20 protein-coding genes are annotated in these 18,310 nt (G+C 68.4%); 11 read left to right on the forward strand and 9 right to left on the reverse strand.

The window, feature by feature from the left end; genetic code table 11:
- The first annotated feature begins 248 nt into the window (after positions 1-248).
- The 5 genes from ACFVIV_RS35485 (at position 249) to ACFVIV_RS35505 (ending at position 3,963) form a co-directional block, all read left to right on the forward strand.
- The gene (locus tag ACFVIV_RS35485) at positions 249-518 is read left to right on the forward strand and encodes a hypothetical protein (RefSeq protein ID WP_379204110.1); all 270 of its coding nucleotides are present in this window, start codon (positions 249-251) and stop codon (positions 516-518) included.
- A gap of 758 nt (positions 519-1,276) precedes the next feature.
- The gene (locus ACFVIV_RS35490) at positions 1,277-1,621 is read left to right on the forward strand and encodes a DUF5994 family protein (protein WP_379204185.1); all 345 of its coding nucleotides are present in this window, start codon (positions 1,277-1,279) and stop codon (positions 1,619-1,621) included.
- A gap of 177 nt (positions 1,622-1,798) precedes the next feature.
- A complete protein-coding gene (locus ACFVIV_RS35495; protein WP_379204112.1) occupies positions 1,799-2,368 on the forward strand; it encodes a hypothetical protein in 570 nt (189 codons plus the stop codon).
- A gap of 195 nt (positions 2,369-2,563) precedes the next feature.
- Positions 2,564-3,208, forward strand: coding sequence for a DUF456 domain-containing protein (locus ACFVIV_RS35500; RefSeq protein WP_379204114.1), 645 nt, complete (start codon positions 2,564-2,566; stop codon positions 3,206-3,208).
- Positions 3,205-3,963, forward strand: a complete 759-nt coding sequence (locus ACFVIV_RS35505) for a cobalt-precorrin-6A reductase (RefSeq protein WP_379204187.1) — start codon at positions 3,205-3,207, stop codon at positions 3,961-3,963. The genes ACFVIV_RS35500 and ACFVIV_RS35505 overlap by 4 nt, the downstream gene beginning before the upstream one ends.
- Before the next feature lie 25 nt (positions 3,964-3,988).
- On the opposite strand, the gene ACFVIV_RS35510 is transcribed toward ACFVIV_RS35505, so the two are convergent.
- From ACFVIV_RS35510 to ACFVIV_RS35525, 4 genes are all read right to left on the reverse strand, one after another.
- On the reverse strand, positions 3,989-4,534 hold the full coding sequence (locus ACFVIV_RS35510) for a PadR family transcriptional regulator (protein WP_379204116.1): 546 nt from the start codon (positions 4,532-4,534) through the stop codon (positions 3,989-3,991).
- Between the two features lie 35 nt (positions 4,535-4,569).
- Positions 4,570-6,213, reverse strand: coding sequence for a precorrin-3B C(17)-methyltransferase (gene cobJ / locus ACFVIV_RS35515; RefSeq protein ID WP_379204118.1), 1,644 nt, complete (start codon positions 6,211-6,213; stop codon positions 4,570-4,572).
- Positions 6,210-6,845, reverse strand: coding sequence for a precorrin-8X methylmutase (locus tag ACFVIV_RS35520; RefSeq protein WP_379204120.1), 636 nt, complete (start codon positions 6,843-6,845; stop codon positions 6,210-6,212). Before ACFVIV_RS35520 ends, cobJ begins: the two co-directional genes overlap by 4 nt.
- A gap of 67 nt (positions 6,846-6,912) precedes the next feature.
- Positions 6,913-7,350 carry an Lrp/AsnC family transcriptional regulator gene (locus tag ACFVIV_RS35525; RefSeq protein WP_379204122.1) on the reverse strand — a complete coding sequence of 146 codons (438 nt, stop codon included), beginning with the start codon at positions 7,348-7,350 and terminating at the stop codon, positions 6,913-6,915.
- A gap of 137 nt (positions 7,351-7,487) precedes the next feature.
- Between ACFVIV_RS35525 and ddaH the strand changes: the two genes are divergently transcribed.
- On the forward strand, positions 7,488-8,363 hold the full coding sequence (ddaH, locus tag ACFVIV_RS35530; RefSeq protein WP_379204124.1) for a dimethylargininase: 876 nt from the start codon (positions 7,488-7,490) through the stop codon (positions 8,361-8,363).
- A 41-nt stretch (positions 8,364-8,404) separates the two neighbouring features.
- Here ddaH and cobG read toward each other — a convergent pair whose 3' ends face one another.
- Positions 8,405-9,610 carry a precorrin-3B synthase gene (gene cobG / locus ACFVIV_RS35535; RefSeq protein ID WP_379204126.1) on the reverse strand — a complete coding sequence of 402 codons (1,206 nt, stop codon included), beginning with the start codon at positions 9,608-9,610 and terminating at the stop codon, positions 8,405-8,407.
- Between the two features lie 90 nt (positions 9,611-9,700).
- Complete coding sequence (locus ACFVIV_RS35540) at positions 9,701-10,021, reverse strand: hypothetical protein (protein WP_379204128.1); 321 nt, start codon at positions 10,019-10,021, stop codon at positions 9,701-9,703.
- 209 nt (positions 10,022-10,230) lie between these two features.
- Here ACFVIV_RS35540 and ACFVIV_RS35545 point away from each other — a divergent pair, with 209 nt between their 5' ends.
- The 3 genes from ACFVIV_RS35545 to ACFVIV_RS35555 all read left to right on the forward strand — a co-directional run bounded on the left by ACFVIV_RS35545 (position 10,231) and on the right by ACFVIV_RS35555 (position 15,523).
- On the forward strand, positions 10,231-14,115 hold the full coding sequence (locus ACFVIV_RS35545) for a cobaltochelatase subunit CobN (RefSeq protein ID WP_379204130.1): 3,885 nt from the start codon (positions 10,231-10,233) through the stop codon (positions 14,113-14,115).
- Between the two features lie 308 nt (positions 14,116-14,423).
- Entirely contained in the window at positions 14,424-14,939 is a 516-nt protein-coding gene (locus tag ACFVIV_RS35550; protein ID WP_379204132.1) for a hypothetical protein, read from the forward strand.
- Between the two features lie 197 nt (positions 14,940-15,136).
- Positions 15,137-15,523, forward strand: coding sequence for a PPOX class F420-dependent oxidoreductase (locus ACFVIV_RS35555; RefSeq protein WP_379204134.1), 387 nt, complete (start codon positions 15,137-15,139; stop codon positions 15,521-15,523).
- Positions 15,524-15,532: 9 nt separating this feature from the next.
- Here the strand turns inward: ACFVIV_RS35555 and ACFVIV_RS35560 are convergent, their stop codons facing one another.
- Entirely contained in the window at positions 15,533-15,913 is a 381-nt protein-coding gene (locus tag ACFVIV_RS35560) for a PPOX class F420-dependent oxidoreductase (RefSeq protein ID WP_379204136.1), read from the reverse strand.
- Positions 15,914-16,021: 108 nt separating this feature from the next.
- Between ACFVIV_RS35560 and ACFVIV_RS35565 the strand changes: the two genes are divergently transcribed.
- A complete protein-coding gene (locus tag ACFVIV_RS35565; RefSeq protein WP_379204138.1) occupies positions 16,022-16,486 on the forward strand; it encodes a hypothetical protein in 465 nt (154 codons plus the stop codon).
- Here ACFVIV_RS35565 and ACFVIV_RS35570 read toward each other — a convergent pair.
- Entirely contained in the window at positions 16,447-17,106 is a 660-nt protein-coding gene (locus ACFVIV_RS35570) for a TetR/AcrR family transcriptional regulator (protein WP_379204140.1), read from the reverse strand. The genes ACFVIV_RS35565 and ACFVIV_RS35570 overlap by 40 nt on opposite strands.
- 76 nt (positions 17,107-17,182) lie before the next feature.
- A complete protein-coding gene (map, locus tag ACFVIV_RS35575) occupies positions 17,183-17,950 on the reverse strand; it encodes a type I methionyl aminopeptidase (protein ID WP_379204142.1) in 768 nt (255 codons plus the stop codon).
- Positions 17,951-18,030: 80 nt separating this feature from the next.
- On the opposite strand from map, the gene ACFVIV_RS35580 reads away from it, so the two are divergent.
- Positions 18,031-18,306: a helix-turn-helix transcriptional regulator gene (locus tag ACFVIV_RS35580; RefSeq protein WP_379204144.1), complete on the forward strand. Its 276-nt coding sequence runs from the start codon at positions 18,031-18,033 to the stop codon at positions 18,304-18,306.
- Positions 18,307-18,310: the final 4 nt, after the last annotated feature.

An 18,310-nucleotide genomic window follows, 5' to 3' on the forward strand; every position in this document is an offset into this window, starting at 1 on the left:
CTTCTCGCGTTTTGCCGCCACCAGTTCCCGGTCGACGTCGTTTCACATGGCAGAACCGGCATTACGGCCAGAGGGTGGATTTGCCGGTGCTTCGGGGATCGCTGCTGGCCTCCCCGGACGTGCGGTGTGGCGAGTGCGGGCGCGCTGGTCAGTTCGTTTTGGTCGGCTACGGTGTGCGCGGCGTTTCACCCGTGCCCGGCTCGTTGTCGAGGATCGAAGGGGGACGGAAGCGGAGGAAGGAGCAGGTCGTGTCGGCGAGCGGTGACAATTCGGCGGAGCGGGATGGCGTGGCGGTTGGTGGGGGTGCCGTACACCCGCCGAAGTGGAAGTCCTGGCTGCTGACGCTGCTCGGCCTCTATCCGATGCTGACGGTGCTGATCACCGTCACCGGCCCGCTGCTGGAGAGCCTCCCGACGCCATTGCGCCTGGCGTGCATTCTGCCCATCGCGGTCGCGGCCATGACGTGGGGAATCATGCCTTTCCTGACGAAGCGCTTCGCCGGATGGCTGGCCCGCTGAGGGCCCTGAACGGCCGAGTTCGTTCGTCGATTCGCGCGGTGGCGCAGGCGATCCCGCGTGCTCGCGAGCGTATGGCACGGTGGCACTGTGTCGTTGGCCGATCTGCCGGACCGGCTGCCGAGGTGGTGTCGGGACCATCTCGGGAGCCGGCCCATCGCTGTGCTGCTCCGACACCAATCGATGTCGACGGTATTCGGTCTCCGATTGGCCGACGGCATCCCCTGAAGCCAAGATCTGTCGGGGATGCTCGACACGTTCGTTCAGGCGATGGTGAGTCCTGAGTTCCAGGTCCGGCCTTTCCTGTCGTGCCCGCCTCGGGGAGATGGTCGGGTGGATTCACATTGCCGGACCGTCGACCGTGCTGGGTGTGTAGCGTGTAAGCAGCGGTGGTTGTGCAGATGCTGTCGACCGGGCGGTGTCAGCGCCGCATGATTGGCCGGATCAACGGCCGGATGGGAGCGTCAGTTATGACGCTGCTCCACGATCTGCGTCTATCCACTTTCTGAGCGAGCGGGTTTGCCGCTGTGTTGATCTGCGGTCGTGCCCGCGGCGTCGGGTAAGTCCGTCCGATCGACCAGTACCCGGGGTGCGAAACAGGTCTCTGCGCGCCGTCTCTGCGAGATCGACCGTATCGCCCCTCTGCTCAACTCTTTTCGCTGCTCAGTCATGCTTACCATTGACAGGAGAACGTTTTCATGACGCCACTCTCGATCGCCTACGGGCCGCGGAGCCCGGGGCGGCTATCCGCTCGTATTGCCATGCGCGATCCGGACCAGCCGGGTGGTCCGGTCGACGGGGCATGGTGGCCCAGAACCGCCGACCCCGCCAGCGAATTGAACGAGTTGACCATTGCCCTGATACCCCTGATGGGACACATGATCCGAATCGGATTCGACTGGGCGGCAGCGAATCCCGATCGCTACGGCAAAGGCGCGACCACACGAGCCGCCCCCGCATTGGCCGTCATGTATCTGTACGGCCCGAACGGCACTCGACTGGATGTCCTGGTGATACCCGCGCAGACTCCCGCCAGAATCGCCGCACGTCAAATGTTCTGGGCCTCAGGCACAACCTGGACGCTCCCACCCTCCACAGCTGGATGAGTTCACAGGCAATCGCCGACGTACCGCGGAAATGGGCTTCGGGCCCGGTGGCGTTGCCGTTGACTGCGTATGGGATCGATAAAAAATGATCTTGTGTGAAACACCCGTGCCGGCGGTTCCGATCATCGGAGTGATCAGCGGTTGCTGGTCGAAAACTCTTGATAAAAGGAACTATTCATGCAGAACTGCCTTTCTCGACTGGCCCTCGGCGCGCTGCTGACCGGTACCGCATTGCTCTCGGCCACCCCCGCCGGGGCCGATACCGTGTCCAACCCGTCGGTATCGCCGGTCGGCGCGCCGAGCTCGGGCTCGTCCGGTGGCACCGGCGGTGCCGGTGGCGCTGCTCCGTCGACGCCCGGGCAGGCCACGAATATCGGGGCGTCGAGCGCATCGGGCAGTTGCTCGGGTTCGGTCGATCGGTCTTTCCAGGATCGTGGCTACTTCTACGCCCATACCTGGCAGTGGGCGAGCCCGTCCTTCGACGGCACAGTGGGTAGCTGGGAAGACCACGACTTCACCTTCATGGGGTTCCTCGCACCTGCCGAGCAGGCGCGTGTGCTGGGCGCCCGGGACGGGAAGTGGATCATCTACCGCGCCACGGATTTCGACCTAGCCGTCCCCTATGTGGACGGCGCCGGGTTGTTCCTGCTCGAGAACACCGACCACTGGGGTGACCGCGATTCGCGCTACAGCGACCTCGACGATTACAACGGCACCTTCGAGTGGATCAAACTCTGCGACTACTGATCCATCCCGAACGGCGGGACCGCCGGCTCGGTTCTGGCCGATCGACGAGCAGCCACCCCAAGTCCGATGACGACAGCGACGATGAGGGCGACCGGCGCCCATGTCGTGGGGAGGACAGGTGCTCGCGCGGGGCGAGTGCGCAATTGGGACATGCAGACGGAGCCCTTCAGACTGAAACGTCGATAGGTCAACGGTATGGTGACGGGCGGTAACTCGATCGTTAACGGGTTGCGTACCAGCCATATTGGGAGATTCATGAAGCACAAGAAGTTCGCCGCCACTGCGTTGATGGCGATTGCCGCCACCGGGATTGCCGCGGGGACCGGGTATGCGGCTCCTGCGGAGCCGGCGCCGATCGAGCAGGTGCAACCTGCCGAGCCGCAATTCCAGGGGCAGGAACAGGGCGTCGACTATAAAGTGACGATGGCCGAAATCGGCAATCAGATCATTACCGAGGTGACCGGCGGGCGGTTCGGGGTCGATGCGGGCACCAAGACGGTGGCGTTGAAGAACACTGCCGGGGATACGCTGTTCCAGGTGCCGCTGGTGGGTGAGTGGGAGGGCAAGCCCTATGAGCTCGCCGCCGCGGTGGAGAACGATGGCGGCAAGCTGACCTTGAGCCCGGTGTCGGCGCCCGCGGCGACCATCAAGGACATCAGCTCGCAGGAGTGGTTCATGGCCGAGTTGCAGCGGGCCTCGCTGGGTGCGCTCATCGGCGGCATCATCGGGTTCTTCGTGCTCGGCGTCGGCGCAATCCCGGGCGCCATCATCGGTCTGCTGATCGCCGGCGGTCAGCCGCTGATCGCTTCGGGCTCGGCCTACTTCAGCGGGCAACCCTGAAGACGCTGATTCTGGGCGGCACCCGGGAAGCCCGGGAACTGGCCGCCCTCGCAGCCGGCGAGCGAGGATTCGACATCGTCTCCTCGCTCGCCGGACGCGTGCGCGAACCGCTGCTGCCGGTCGGCGAGGTGCGCGTGGGGGGATTCGGCGGGGTGGACGGCCTGCGGGAATGGCTGGCGGACAATGGTATCGAGGTCATTGTCGACGCCACCCACCCGTTCGCCGAGGGCATCACCGCCAATGCCGCGGCCGCCGCGGCGAGTCTCGGGCTGCCGGTGCTGCATGTGCGCCGCCCGGCCTGGACCGAAACCGAGGGCGACCACTGGATCCGGGTGCCCAATCTGGCCTGGGCCGCCGAGACCGTGGCCACGGTGGGGGAGCGGGTGTTCCTGACCATCGGACGCCAGGGCGTGAGCGCATTCGCCGATCTGGACCAGCAGTGGTTCCTCATTCGCGCCATCGATCCACCCGAAGGCGCGCTGCCGCCGCGGCACGAGCTGCTGCTGGCGCGCGGGCCGTTCACCATCGCGGAGGAAGTCCGGTTGATGACCGAGCACTGCATCGACGTGCTGGTCACCAAGGACAGCGGTGGCGCGCAGACCGAAGCCAAGCTCGCCGCCGCGCGCGGACTCGGGCTGCCGGTCGTGGTGGTGGACCGCCCCGCGCTACCCCCGGCGGCCGTGACGGTGGAAACCGTTGCCGCCGCATGGGATTGGCTGCGCCGCCACCGTGATTCGAGGCCGCGCCGGGCCTGAGCCGCCCGGCTGTATGCGCGCCGGATCAGCTCAGGCGGCTGGTGCGTTCGAGAAGGTCGGGCAGCCGGTCGAACCATTCGAGCACCGCGCGCTCGTAGCGGATGCCGAAATCGAGGGTGGCGCGTTCGAACGGCGACATGCGTTGCTCGTCGTGGCCCGACATGTAGCCCGACAGCCGCTGCTCGTGAATGGACCGATTGGACGCGATGATCCGGTCCAGGCGGTGCCGGTCGACGAATTCGCCGAACGACAGGGTCAGCAGCAGCGGCACGCGGATGGTCTCCGCCCCGGGATCGCGGGCGATCCACTCCGCGAACGCGTCTCGCCCGTCCTCGGTGATCCGGTAGGGCGTGCGGTCGCGCGCGCCCGCCTCGCCCTTCTCGACCAGGCCGTGCTGATGCATGGTGGCCAGTTCCCGGTACACCTGGCTCTGGGTGATGGTCCAGAAGTCGCCGATGCGCTCCTGTGCCAGGGCGACCAGATCCCATCCGGACATATCGCCCTGGTGCAGGAAGCCGAGTAGGGAAGCGGCCGTCGAATTGAGCGGGCGCCGAGTCGAACTGTCTGCCACTGCACTCCCTTCCGCCTATATTCCACTATGGAATATTAGTCCCCGTATCGACGCGAGGTGAACACCCGGGGTCCGCCGGCCGCGTCGAAGACGGTGGTCGTCGACGCCCCCACGATCAGCAGCGTGCGCATATCCACCTCGGCCGGATCCAGCTCCGCCAGCGCCACCACCCGCACGGTCTCGGCGGGCCCGCCCACATCCCGCCCGATCACCACCGGCGTCTCCGGCTTGCGATGCTCGAGCACCAGATCCCGCATGGCCGCGACCTGCCACCGGCGCTGCGACGAGGCCGGGTTGTACACGGCGAACGCCATATCCGCCGAGGCCACGGCCGAAATCCGCTGCGCCACAACCTCCCACGGCTTGAGCCGATCCGACAGCGAAATCATGGCGAAGTCGTGCCCCAGCGGCGCACCCATCCGGCTGGCCACCGCACTCGCGGCGGTAACCCCCGGCAGCACCCGCACCGGCACATCCCGCCACTGCGGATCCGCCGACTCCTCGACCACGGCAGCCGCCATGGCGAACACTCCCGGATCCCCGGAGGACACCACGACGACCCGGGCTCCCGCCTTGGCCATGTCCAAAGCCATTCCGGCGCGCTCGGATTCGACCCGGTTGTCGCTGGCATGCCGACGCTGCCCCGGTCGGACGGGCACGCGATTCACATACGTCGTGTAGCCGACGATATCGGTGGCTTCGGCCAATGCGGCCGCCACCTCGGGCGTGGTCCACCCTTCATCGCCCGGTCCCAGCCCGACCACCACAACCTCGCCCCGCGAATTGTCCTGCGCCGGATCCGCAACTGCCGTGGTGTGGTTCGTCGCCGGGCGCGCCGCCGGATCGTTCGAATCGGAGGCGGTGTCCGTCAACGGGATTCGGGTGGCCGGGGCGGGGCCGGGGACCACGGTGATCGCGAAGTACGGCACGTCGGCGTCGTCGACGTCGGCGGCGCGCAGGACCCGCTGGCGGGTGCTGCTGGCGCGTTCGACGTAGTAGGCGTCGGCGAGGCGGCCGGAGTCGGAGAGGGCCTGGCGGACACCGGGGTAGGTGCGGCCGAGTTTCATGATGGCGGCGGCGTCGGTTTCGCGGAGGCGGCGGGTGAGCTCCTCGGTGGGCATGGTGCCGGGGAGGATGGTGAGGACCTGTTCGCCTTCGACCAAGGGGGTGCCGAGGGCCGCGGAGGCGGCGCTGACCGAGGTGACGCCGGGGATGATCTCGGTGTCGAAGCGGTCGGCCAGGCGGCGGTGCATGTGCATGAAGGAGCTGTAGAACAGCGGGTCGCCGGCTGCCAGGAGGGCGACGGAGCGGCCGGCGGCGAGGTGGCCGGCCAACAGGGCGGCGGCGCGTTCGTAGAACTCGTCGATGGCGCCCTGATAGCCGCCGGGGTGGTCGGTGGTCTCGGTGGTGACCGGGTAGACGAGGTGCTCTTCGAGCTGGCCCTCGCGCATGTACGGCGCGGCGATTGCCCGGGAGATGCTGCGGCCGTGGCGCGCGCTGTGGAAGGCGATCACATCGGCCGCGCCGATGACCCGCGCCGCCTTGACCGTCACCAGTTCCGGATCACCGGGGCCGAGTCCGACACCCCAGAGCTTGCCGCTCGTGCCGTGTCCCCCGGGAATGAGCTCGGGCCGTCCGTAGTTGAGCTGCACTGCCGCCTCCGGGCCTGACGCGCTCATTCCGCCTCGCTCGCAATCGCATTGAGGGCGGCCGCGGTGACGGCACTGCCGCCACGCCGGCCGCGGACGGTCAGGAACTCCACGCCGCCGTACTCGGCCAGGGCCTGCTTGGATTCCGCGGCCCCGATGAACCCGACCGGAATGCCCAGCACCGCCGCGGGGCGCGGGGCACCGGCGTCGAGCATGTCGAGCAGGTGGAACAGCGCGGTCGGCGCATTCCCGACGGCCACCACCGCGCCATCGAGGCGGTCGCGCCAAAGCTCCAGGGCCGCAGCCGATCTGGTGTTGTTCATCGCTGCCGCGAGATCCGGCACGCGCGGATCGTCGAGCAGGCACAGCACCTCGTTGTCGGCGGGCAGCCGCTTGCGCGTCACGCCCGAGGCGACCATCTTGGCGTCGCACAGAATCGGCGCACCGGCCCGCAGCGCCGCCCGCGCCTTCGCCACCACATCGGTGCTGAACTGCACGTCCCCGGCCAGATCCACCTGCCCGCAGGCATGGATCATCCGCACCACGACCTGCGACACGTCCGCCGGGAATCGCCCGAGATCCGCTTCGGCACGGATCGTGGCGAACGATCGCCGATAGATCTCGGCCCCGTCGGTCAGGTAGCTGGTACGCACGTCGGACATGCGTCCCACCCTAAGTCGCCCCGCTCACACCCTCACACAAGGGGTGGTCCGCCGTCCGGGCCCGCCCTCAGGTGCGCGGGCGCTCGAGCAGCCGCGACATGACGATGCTGCTGCGGGTGCGGCCCACGCGGGCGTTCTCGCGAATGCGCTCGACGGTGGATTCGATCTCGGCCATATCGGTGGCCATGACATGGACCAGCGCATCGGCCTCGCCGGCAATGGTCCACACGCCCACCACCTGCGGAATGGGTTCCAGGCTGCGGCGCAGTTCGGCCGGAGAGATGTTGTCGCGGTAGAAGACTTCCACATACGCCTCGGTGCGCCAGCCCAGCGCGGCCGGATTCACCACCGCCGTGAAGCCGGTGATCTGCCCGCCCGCCACCATCTTGTCCACGCGCCGCTTCACCGCCGGCGCCGACAGCCCGATCGCCGCGCCGATCTCCTGGAACGAGGCCCGCGCGTGCTCGAGCAGGTGGCCGAGAATTCGCCGATCGAGGTCGTCCACACCAATCCTTTCACCATCACGCAACGATTCGCCGCAAACATCAAGATCTCCGCAACGAATCACTATTTCGAGCGCAACGCTACGCCATTTACCTTCATGGAAACGCCTGTCCGCGCCGACTTGCCAGGGAGTCCCCGTTGACGTCCGTAACCGCCCTCCCCACCCCCGAACCCACCGGTGCCCGCCGCCCCACCCCGCGGCAGTACCTCATGTGCCGCCCGGATCATTTCGACGTCACCTACGTCATCAATCCGTGGATGGACGCCTCCACCCCCGTCGACCGCGCGCTCGCCCTCGCCCAATGGGAGACCCTGCGCGCCACCTATGAACGCCACGGCCATCGGGTCGAGGTCATCGACGGCGTACCCGGCCTGCCGGATATGGTCTTCGCCGCCAATGGCGGCCTGGTCATCGGCGACCGCGCCATCTCCGCCCGCTTCGCCAATCCGGAGCGCACCGCCGAAGGCCCCGCCTACCACGACTGGATGTCCGCCCGCGGCCGCTACCAGCTGACCGCCGCCAGCGAAACCAATGAGGGCGAAGGCGATTTCGCCGTCACCCGCGACCACATCCTCGCCGGCACCGGCTTCCGCACCTCCCGCACCGCCCACGAGGAGGTCGCGGAGTTCTTCGGCCTCCCCGTCATCTCCCTCGACCTCATCGACCCCCGCTTCTACCACCTCGACACCGCCGTCATGGTCCTCGACGGCACCATCGCCTACTACCCGGCCGCCTTCAGCGGCGAAAGCGCCCGCCTGCTGGCGCGCATGTACCCCGACGCCATCATCGCCACCGAAGCCGACGCCGAGGTCCTCGGCCTCAACGGCGTCTGCGACGGCTACAACGTCTTCCTCAGCGACCGCGCCACCACCCTGCCCGACCAACTCCGCGCCCGCGGCTACAACCCCATCGGCATCGACCTGTCCGAACTCCTGCGCGCCGGCGGCAGCGTCAAATGCTGCACCCTCGAATTGCACCGCGCCGGAACCGTACTCGACTCCTCGGCGGCCTGAGCGGCCGCGACTCCACCCGAAACCGGCCCGGGTGCGTCTCCTCAGTCGGCCGGGGTGATGCGGTAGCCGTCCGCGGTGGCGGTGATATCGGTGACCGCGCCGCGCGGCCGACCGCAGCGGCGCGCGCACCCGGACCAGTGTTGGCGGCCCGAGGCAACGACCTCTCCCGCGTCGAGACCCGCGCGTGGGGCGTTCGCCGCTCCGTCGAGGACGACGCGGCCGGATTCCACGGCGTCGGCGACATCGGCGCGCACATCGGTCAGCGATTTCGCGCAGCCCGGCATGCCCGCGCAGGCGCTGACCTGTAGCCAGGGGGAGTTCGCATCGAAGATCAAACCCATTGGCGCGAGCACGCGCACGACCTGTTCGGCGGTCCACTCGTCCATATCGGTGATGACCACGCTGCGCCAAGGGGTCACGAACACCGGACGCTCGACGGCGGCGATGAACTCGGCCGTGCGCGCCGGAAGCGACCCCAGCCGCACACCCGCGCCGAGCGTCACCTTGTCATCGGCCTGAGTCAGCCAGCCGATCGGAATCTCTTGCCGGGCAATCACTTCCACGCGCTCAGTGGACGTGCTCAGATCGGGCCGCGTGTTCAGCAGATGCTCGGTGAGCCGACCGGCCCCCTCCGGGATCTCGTGCAGCCGCCACTGCCCGTCCCGCAGCTCGAGGAACCCGTGCGCGGCCGCGAGCATGAGATCGACCGCCTGCCCGGGCGGCACCCGTACCCCGGAATCACCTCCCGCGAGCAACAGCGCGTAGGTGTTCTCATCCACCGCGTGCACGCCGATATCCCCGCCGAGCCCGCTCACATCCCCGCGCCCGTCGTCGAGGGTGAACAGCACCCGCCCCGGCAACTCCGCCAACCGCGAATCCGCCCGCAGCCCTTCATCGAGCGCATTCACCAGCCCGTGTACATCGGTCCACCCTCCGACCCGCCCGGACAGCGGCGACGCGATGATGTTCCGCACCCGCTCATGTGACGCGCTGGGCAGCAGCCCCGCCCCCGTCAGCTGCTCCTCCAGCGCCCCCGCATCGCGGACCTGCCGCAACTGCACATTCCCGCGCGAGGTCAGTTCGATATTGCCGTCCCCGAGATCAACGGCCGCGGCGGCCAGCACCCGCAACTGCTCGGGCGTCAACCGCCCACCGGGCACACGAATCCGAGCGAGGGGCCCATCGGCAGCTTCGTGCAGCCGCAGCACACCCGGACAGGAATCAGCTTCGAATCGACTCATGACCACCCCACCCTACGACCGGCCGAATCCGAGCGGCCGTAGACGTCACTCGGCGGGTGTCCCCGCCATGCGCGGACACCCGCCGAGAGCCGATCCCTATCCGGCGCGGTGGGGCTCTATGGCCTGCGGCGCCCCGCGCCGCCGGGCGAACGCCGGTGACTGCTCCCAGCTGTCGTTGAGCAAGCTGGGAACGTTGTGATGTTCCATATTGTCGCGATGGATGGTGGTGCTGAGAACCGTCACTCCGAAGAGCACGGTCGCGGCACAGATGATCCCGGCGAGCATCGCGTACTGCGTGTGACCGGAGCCGGCGGCCGTCAGGGCCATTGCCAGCGTTGCGAAAGCAACCAGTATGCAAAAGTATCCTGACCAGGCGGCAAACCTGTTCCGCCTGACCCAGCTCGGGGTGTTCGGCATACCCGGAGCGTACGCCCCGCCCTCCTCTCCGAACACCCCCGCGAACCAGGCTTTGCGGCACTGTGACCCGCACGCGATAGCATCCAACAGCTCATCGAACGGAAGAAGCCGGTGCAATTCCGGTGCGGTCGCGCCACTGTGACAGTCAGACCTTCCCGATGAGCGCCGAACCGTGCTGGGCGCGTAACCCGAGGAAGGCCTGACCCCCTGTGATTCTCCTGCTGTCCACCTCCGACACCGACCTGCTGAGCGCCCGGGCCAGCGGCGCCGATTACCGGCTCGCCAATCCGGCCCGCATCCTGACCGAGGATCTGCCCGCCCTGCTCGAGGGCGCGGACCTGGTGATCGTGCGCATTCTCGGCGGCAAACGCGCCTGGGAGGAAGGCCTGGAGACCGTGCGCGCCAGCGGTATTCCCCTGGTCGCGCTGGGCGGTGAGATCGCCCCCGACGCCGAGCTCATGGAGTCCTCCACCGTCCCCGGCGGTGTGGCGGCGGACGCCCACAACTATCTGGCCGCCGGCGGCCCGGTGAACCTGCGACAGCTGCACAACTTCCTGTCCGACACCGTCCTGCTCACCGGCCACGGTTTCGAACCGCCCGTGGAGATGCCCGGCTGGGGCCAGCTGGACCGCACGTCCCGCCCGATTGCCGAGAATGCGCCCACGGTCGCCGTCGTCTACTACCGAGCCCAGCACCTGGCCGGAAACACCGGCTACATCGACGCCCTGTGCACCGCCATCGAGGACAAGGGCGCCCGCGCGCTTCCCCTCTACTGCGCCTCTCTGCGCACCGCCGAACCCGAACTCCTCGCCACGCTGCGCGAAGCCGACGCCCTCGTCGTGACCGTGCTCGCCGCGGGCGGCACCAAGCCCGCCACCGCCTCGGCGGGCGGCGACGACGAAGCCTGGGATGTGGGCGCGCTCGCCGACCTGGATGTGCCCATCCTGCAAGGCCTCTGCCTCACCAGCGGCCGCGCCCAGTGGGAAGCCAATGACGACGGGCTGTCCCCGCTCGATGTCGCCACCCAGGTCGCGGTCCCGGAGTTCGACGGCCGCATCATCACGGTCCCGTTCTCGTTCAAGGAATTCGACGCCGACGGCCTGTCCACCTACGTCCCCGATCCCGAGCGTGCGTCTCGCGTGGCCGGTATCGCGGTCCGCTATGCCAAGCTGCGCCATATTCCCGCCGCCGACAAGCGCATTGCCATCGTGCTGTCGGCCTACCCGACCAAGCACGCCCGCATCGGCAATGCCGTCGGCCTCGACACCCCGGCCAGCGCCATCAAGCTGCTGACCGAAATGCGTGCCGCCGGTTACGATCTCGGCACGGAAGGCGAGATCCCGGGCCTGGAGCAGGGTGACGGCGACGCGCTCATCCACGCGCTCATCGCCGCCGGCGGCCAGGATCCGGACTGGCTGACCGCCGAACAGCTGGAAGGCAACCCGATCCGCATCGGCGCCGACCAGTACTCCGCCTGGTTCGACACCCTGCCCGAGGACCTCCGCGAGGCTGTCGTCGAAGCCTGGGGCCCGCCGCCCGGCGAAATGTATGTCGATCGCTCCCAGGACCCCAAGGGTGAAATCGTCATCGCCGCCCTGCGTTTCGGCAATGTGGTGCTCATCGTGCAGCCGCCGCGCGGTTTCGGCGAGAACCCGGTCGCCATCTACCACGACCCGGATCTGCCACCCTCGCACCACTATCTGGCCGCCTACCGCTGGCTGGCCGCCCCCGAGGGTTTCGCCGCCGACGCCATGGTGCACCTCGGCAAGCACGGCAATCTGGAATGGCTGCCCGGCAAGACCCTCGGCATGTCCGCCTCCTGCGGCACCGACGCCGCGCTCGGCGATCTGCCGCTGATCTACCCGTTCCTGGTGAACGATCCGGGCGAGGGCACCCAGGCCAAGCGCCGCGCCCACGCCACCCTGGTCGACCACCTCATCCCGCCCATGGCGCGCGCCGAAACCTACGGCGACATCTCGCGTCTGGAGCAGCTGCTCGACGAGCACTCCAATATCTCCGCCCTGGACCCGGCCAAGCTGCCCGCCATCCGCCAGCAGATCTGGACGCTCATGCGCGCGGCCAAGATGGACCACGATCTGGGCCTGGCCGAACGCCCCGACGAGGACGTCTTCGACGATATGCTGCTGCATGTCGACGGCTGGCTGTGCGAGATCAAGGACGTTCAGATCCGCGACGGCCTGCACATTCTCGGCCAGGCCCCGGCCGGCGATGCCGAAGTCGACCTCGTCCTGGCCATGCTGCGCGCCCGTCAGCTCTGGGGCGGCGAAACCAATGTCCCCGGCCTGCGCGAAGCCCTCGGCCTGAGCGAATCCGGCGACGAATCCCGCGGCCGCGTCGACGAATTCGAAGCCCGCGCCCGCGAATTGGTCTCGGCCATGCAGGAAGTCGACTGGGACGTCGATTCGATCGACGCGATCACCGAGGCCCTGGTCGGCGCCGCCAATGAACGCCCCGGCGGAAATCCTCCTCGTCATTCGGGCGCGCTTTCGGCCGGAATCCACCCCGTTGTGGGAGATCCCGGCCAAGAGCATGCCGGGATGACGGGCGGGCCTTCTGTCTACACGCCCGGTGCGGCGATGCGGGCCGGCGCCGAGAGCGGTCCCGCTGCCGGTGCCGTGGCTGGTGATGCAGCCGACGCGTCGGCAGCGGATGCGGCCGGAGAGTCGGCTGCGATGGCAGCGGAACCCGTTGTCCCAGAGAGTGAGTCGGACTTCTCCGGGCGGGAGCGGCTGGCCGCGGTGCGGCAGGTGCTGGGGTTCGCGGCGACCGAGGTGGTGCCGCGGCTGCGGCAGACCGGCGTGGAGATCGCGCGAATCCTGCACGCGCTCAATGGCGGATTCATTCCGGCCGGGCCGAGTGGGTCGCCGCTGCGCGGGCTGATCAATGTGCTGCCAACCGGCCGCAACTTCTACTCGGTGGATCCGAAGGCGGTGCCGTCGCGGCTGGCGTGGGAAACCGGTCAGGCCATGGCGGATTCGCTGCTCGAGCGGTATCGCGCCGATCATGGGGAATACCCGCGCTCGGTGGGATTGTCGGTGTGGGGCACCTCCGCCATGCGCACCTCCGGCGACGATATCGCCGAAGTCTTCGCGCTGCTGGGTGTGCGCCCGGTGTGGGACGAGGCGAGCCGCCGCGTCACCAAGCTGGAAGCGATCGAACTGGAAGAGCTCGGGCGGCCGCGCATCGATGTGACCGTGCGAATTTCGGGCTTCTTCCGTGACGCCTTCCCGCACGTGCTCGCCCTGCTCGATGACGCGGTGCGCCTGGTCGCCGAGCTCGACGAGCCGGCTGAATCCAATTACGTGCGCGCGCACGCCCAGGCCGATCTCGCCGAGCACGGTGACGAACGTCGCGCCACCACACGTATTTTCGGCTCCAAGCCGGGCACCTACGGCGCGGGCCTGCTGCAGTTGATCGATTCCAAGAGCTGGCGCACCGACGATGATCTCGCGCAGGTGTACACCACCTGGGGCGGCTACGCCTACGGCCGCGATCTCGACGGCGCGCCCGCCGCCGACGACATGCGCACCGCGTACAAGCGAATCGCGGTGGCGGCCAAGAACACCGACACCCGCGAGCACGATATCGCCGACTCCGACGACTACTTCCAGTACCACGGCGGCATGGTCGCCGCCGTGCGCGCGTTGACGGGTAAGAACCCCGAGGCCTACATCGGCGACAGCACGCGCCCGGACGCGGTGCGCACCCGCACGCTGTCGGAGGAGACCACCCGCGTCTTCCGCGCCCGCGTGGTCAACCCGCGCTGGCTCGAGGCCATGCGCCGGCACGGTTACAAGGGCGCGTTCGAAATGGCCGCCACCGTGGATTATCTCTTCGGATACGACGCCACCACCAATGTGGTCGCCGACTGGATGTACGAGAAGCTGGCCGACAGCTACGTTTTCGACGAGATCAATCGCAAGTTCATGGAGCAGTCCAATCCCTGGGCGCTGCACGGCATTGCGGAGCGTTTGCTGGAAGCGGCCGAGCGGAAACTGTGGGAGCAGCCCGAGGCCGACACCCTGGAGCGGTTGCGGCAGGTCTACCTGGAGACCGAAGGCGAACTGGAATAACGGAATTCCTCATTCGAGGCGGGTTCGAGGCATGCGCGCGGGGCAGCGCCGCTGCTCTTGATCAGGACAAGAGCGGACAACCCTGGTACAGGGGGCTTCCCTGCGCGCGTACTTAAGAGGATCATAAGAATGGTTCGGCGTCATACTCGGGGAGGCGCCGGGCATGCCCAATCTTGTTATTGGGCCAGAAAATTGGAACCCGTTTTCCCCGGTTCGCCGCGTAATCGAGTCGTCGCCATTCGACGAATTCGATCGGATACGCCTACTCGTTTTCAGGTGAATCGGCTGTTCGATTGAAGGTAATCGTCATGGGTATCAAGAAGTTTGCGATAGCCGCTTTACTGGTGGCCGCCGGGCTCGGCATCACCACGGCCACGGCGCAGGGTCAGGCCGCGAATGCCGTGCGCGGAATCGATCAAGGCGTCACCTATACAGCCGGGTGGGCGCCCGACTACAACAGCGTCACCACCACGCTCGACAACGGCACCTTCCGCATCACCCCGGACGCGGTCGAAGTCGCCGCACCCGGCGGCGCCGTGATCGCCTCCATCCCCATGGTTCTCGGCGAAGTGCGGCTGGATCCGCGCGTCGACGCCGCCGGAACCACGCTGACCATCGACCGGCCGGCCACCGCCCCCGCGGCGACCTCGCCGGATGCGGTGGTGCTGAAGGATATTGCCTCGGCCGGCCAGATCATTGCCGGCATTGCCATCGGGTGTGTGGTCGGCGCACTGATCGGGCTGATCTTCTTCCTGGTCGGCGCGATTCCGGGCTGCATCATCGGTGCGGTCATCGGCGGCATCATCGCGGCCGAGAACAGGTAATCGGCGCAGCGGTATTCGATCCGGCCGCGACGCATCCGGCGTCGCGACCCCAATGATCGGCCGCCGGACCAGCAGCAAGAGTCCGGCGGCCGTTTCCGACGATGGCGCGGCGATGAGGGGCGTACGACTGCGGACGTACGCGGCCGCGCGATCGCGGACGGATGTGGGGCCCGCGGCCCCGGCCATACCGTTGTCCCATGACCTGGAACGACGTGGCTCGGACCACTTTCGCAGCCCTGACCACCTACAAGAAGGACGGCACACCCGTCACCACCCCGGTGTGGGTGGCCCCGGACGGCGACCGCATCGTCATCTGGACCATGACCGGCACCTGGAAGGTCAAACGCATCCGGCGCAATCCGGCGGTGACGCTGCAAGCCTGCGACGGCCGCGGCCGCATTCGCGGAGAGGAGGTGATCACCGGCGCCGCGCGCATTCTCGACGCCGACGGCACCGAGCACGTGCGCCGCGTGGTCGCCCGCAAGTACGGCGTGATCGGGACGCTTGCCATCAAGGCGCACAAGCTCTTTCGCGGGGCGCATCGTTCGGTCGGCATTGCCGTCGTCCCCGATGCGCCCGCCTAGGCGCGCCCGCTACGCCGGGGTGATCTCGATGCCGACCGTGCCCCGCTTGCCCCGGCGCAGCACACTGCCGGTCACGACCAGCAGACCCTGCAGGCCGTAGCGCTTCTTGACCAGCGCGCGCACCCGATCGCTGCCGGCCGCGTCGAGCACGGTGGCGCTGCCCTTGACCACCTCGCCGTGCGGCTTGCCCCGCACATCGCACGGCTGCAATGTCACCTGCGGATTGCGGCGAATGCGCTTGACCTTCCAGCTGTCGGTGACCGTCCAGACATAGAGGCGGCCGGCGTCCAATGCGGCCCACACCGCGGTGCCGACCGGGGTGCCGTCCTTTTTGAACGTGGTCAGCAGAACGTAATTGGCGGTGCCCACCGGCCCGAAGGGATTGTCCACGCCCGCAGCCTATCGGTCCCCGGCACCGGCTGCCCGGAAGGAATCGTGTGCGTGTGCGGCTCCGGCGTGGATAGCGTCGATTGCGAGGCAATCACGAGGAGGCAACCAATGGCCGCTGTGTCGATTCCGGTCCTGTGGGGCGGAAATCTGCCGGAGACGCTCCGCTTCTACCAGACGCTCGGATACACCGTCACGGTCGAGCAGACCCGCCCGTACACCTACGGTGTGGTCACCCGCGACGGGTTCGACCTGCACTTGGGTCCCACACCCAAGGACCTGACCGCCGAACAGGCCTACATCAGCTGCCTGGTCCTGCGGGACGAGGTGGAGTCGCTGCACGGCGAGTTCACCGCCGCCCTGCGCGCCGAATACGGCAGGGTCCCGGCCCGCGGCACTCCGCGCATCACCCGCTTCCGCCCCGGCCAGACCCGCTTCACCGTGGTCGACCCGTGTGAAACATCATCGACCGGGAACAGGTGGCGGCGACACGCCGTCGAACCCCGCCACCAGTGCCCGGTCGGCGTCGTTTCGGATCAGACGGCGCCGACTATGCGCAGGGCGACGGCGGCGTAGTCGGCGCCGATCCGCTCGGGGGTGCGGTGGTGGGCGGGGTGGTACCAGCGGGCGGTGTCCACGCACAGGGAGTACAGGGCGATGGCGGTGGTGGTGGGATCGGCTGGGGCCAGGGCGAATTCGTCCTGGTCGGCGCCGGTGGCGACCAGATCGCGCAGGATGGCGTGGATGGCGTCCTGCACCGCGAGCACCTCGGTGCGGTGGTCGGGGGTGAGGTCGGTGAGGTGGTGCAGGACCACGCGGACCGCGGCATTGTGCTCCGCGTGCCAGGCGGCGAGATTGGCCACGGTGGTGGCCAGCCGGTGCGCCGCGGAGCCGGAGGTGGCCGCGGCGGCCTGGGCGACCTGCTGGGTGAGGCGCACCGATGACAGGGAGATGCGGTGCAGGACTTCCTCTTTGGAGCCGAAGTGCACATACAGCCCGGCGGGGGAGAGGCCGGCGCGGGCGGCGATGTCACGGGTGGTGGTGGCGTGGAAGCCGCGTTCGGCGAAGGCGTCGATGGCGGCGAGGAAGATGCGGCGGCGGCCCTCGGGGAAGCGGCGCTGGCTCCGCTCCAGGTTGGCCAGCGCGGAAGCCAAGGCGGCGGTGGCGGTTCCCGGCGGTTTGTCGTCGTTACCCATCGAATCATTATCGCGGGGAGGGGGTTTCGGGAGCGCGGCCGGGCCGGGCGGTCGCGCGGATCCCGTGGTGAGCGGCTCAGGCGGCGCGGGTGAGGACCTGCGGGCCGGTGGCGGTGATGGCGACGGTGTGCTCGGAATGGGCGGTGCGGGAACCGTCGGCGGAACGGATGGTCCAGCCGTCCGGATCGGTGACGACGCGCGCGGTGGTGCGGGCGAACCACGGCTCGATGGCAATGGTCAGGCCGGGCTTCAGCCGGAAGCCGCGACCCGGTGCGCCGTCATTGGGCACGTGCGGATCCTCGTGCATGGTGCGGCCCAGGCCGTGCCCGCCGAATTCGGTGTTCACCGGGTAGCCGTGCGCGCGGGCGACCTCGGCGATGGCGGCGGAGATATCGCCGATCCGGTTACCCGGTTGGGCCGCGGCGATGGCGGCCTCGAGGGCGAGTTCGGTGGCGCGCACCAGCCGGGCGTCCTCGGGCGCGGCCGCGCCGACGATGACCGTGGTGGCGGAGTCGGCGACCCAGCCGTCGATGCCCACCGCCAGATCCATGCTCAGCACGTCGCCGTCGCGCAGGTGGTAGTCGAACGGGAGCCCGTGCAGCACGGCGTCGTTCACCGACAGGCAGATGGTGTTGCGGAAGGGCCCGCGCCCGAAGGACGGCGCGTAGTCCCAGTAGCACGACACCGCCCCGCGTTCCCGGATGCGTTCGCGCACACAGGCTTCCAATTCGAGCAGATTCACCCCGATCTGCGCCTTCTCCCGCAGCTCCGCCAGCACCCCGGCGATGAACTGCCCCGTGACCCGCATGCGCTCGATCTCCGCCGCGGTCTTGAGTTCCACCATGACAACAACCTCCGGTTCGGTATTTTAATACCAACCATAGCGGGTTGCGGTATTTAAATACCAACCGTAGGCTGACCCGCATGGTTCGACTCCCACTGACCCCGGCCCAGCTGGAGGCCGGTCGCCGGCTGGGCAGGGCGCTGCGCACCGCCCGCGCCGACCGCGACCTCACCGAGGTCGCCGCCGACGCCGGCATCTCCCCGGAAACCCTGCGCAAGATCGAATCGGGCCGCCTGCCCACCCCCGCCTTCGGCACCGTCGTCGCCCTGAGCCGCGCCCTCGGTGTCCCCCTGGACGACCTCGCCGAACACTGGCAACCCGCCGAACAGGAGCACGCCCGCCGCACCGCGTCCTGAGTGG

Origin of the sequence: Nocardia sp. NPDC127526 (genome assembly GCF_042672265.1) — a bacterium.
Lineage (GTDB): Bacteria > Actinomycetota > Actinomycetes > Mycobacteriales > Mycobacteriaceae > Nocardia.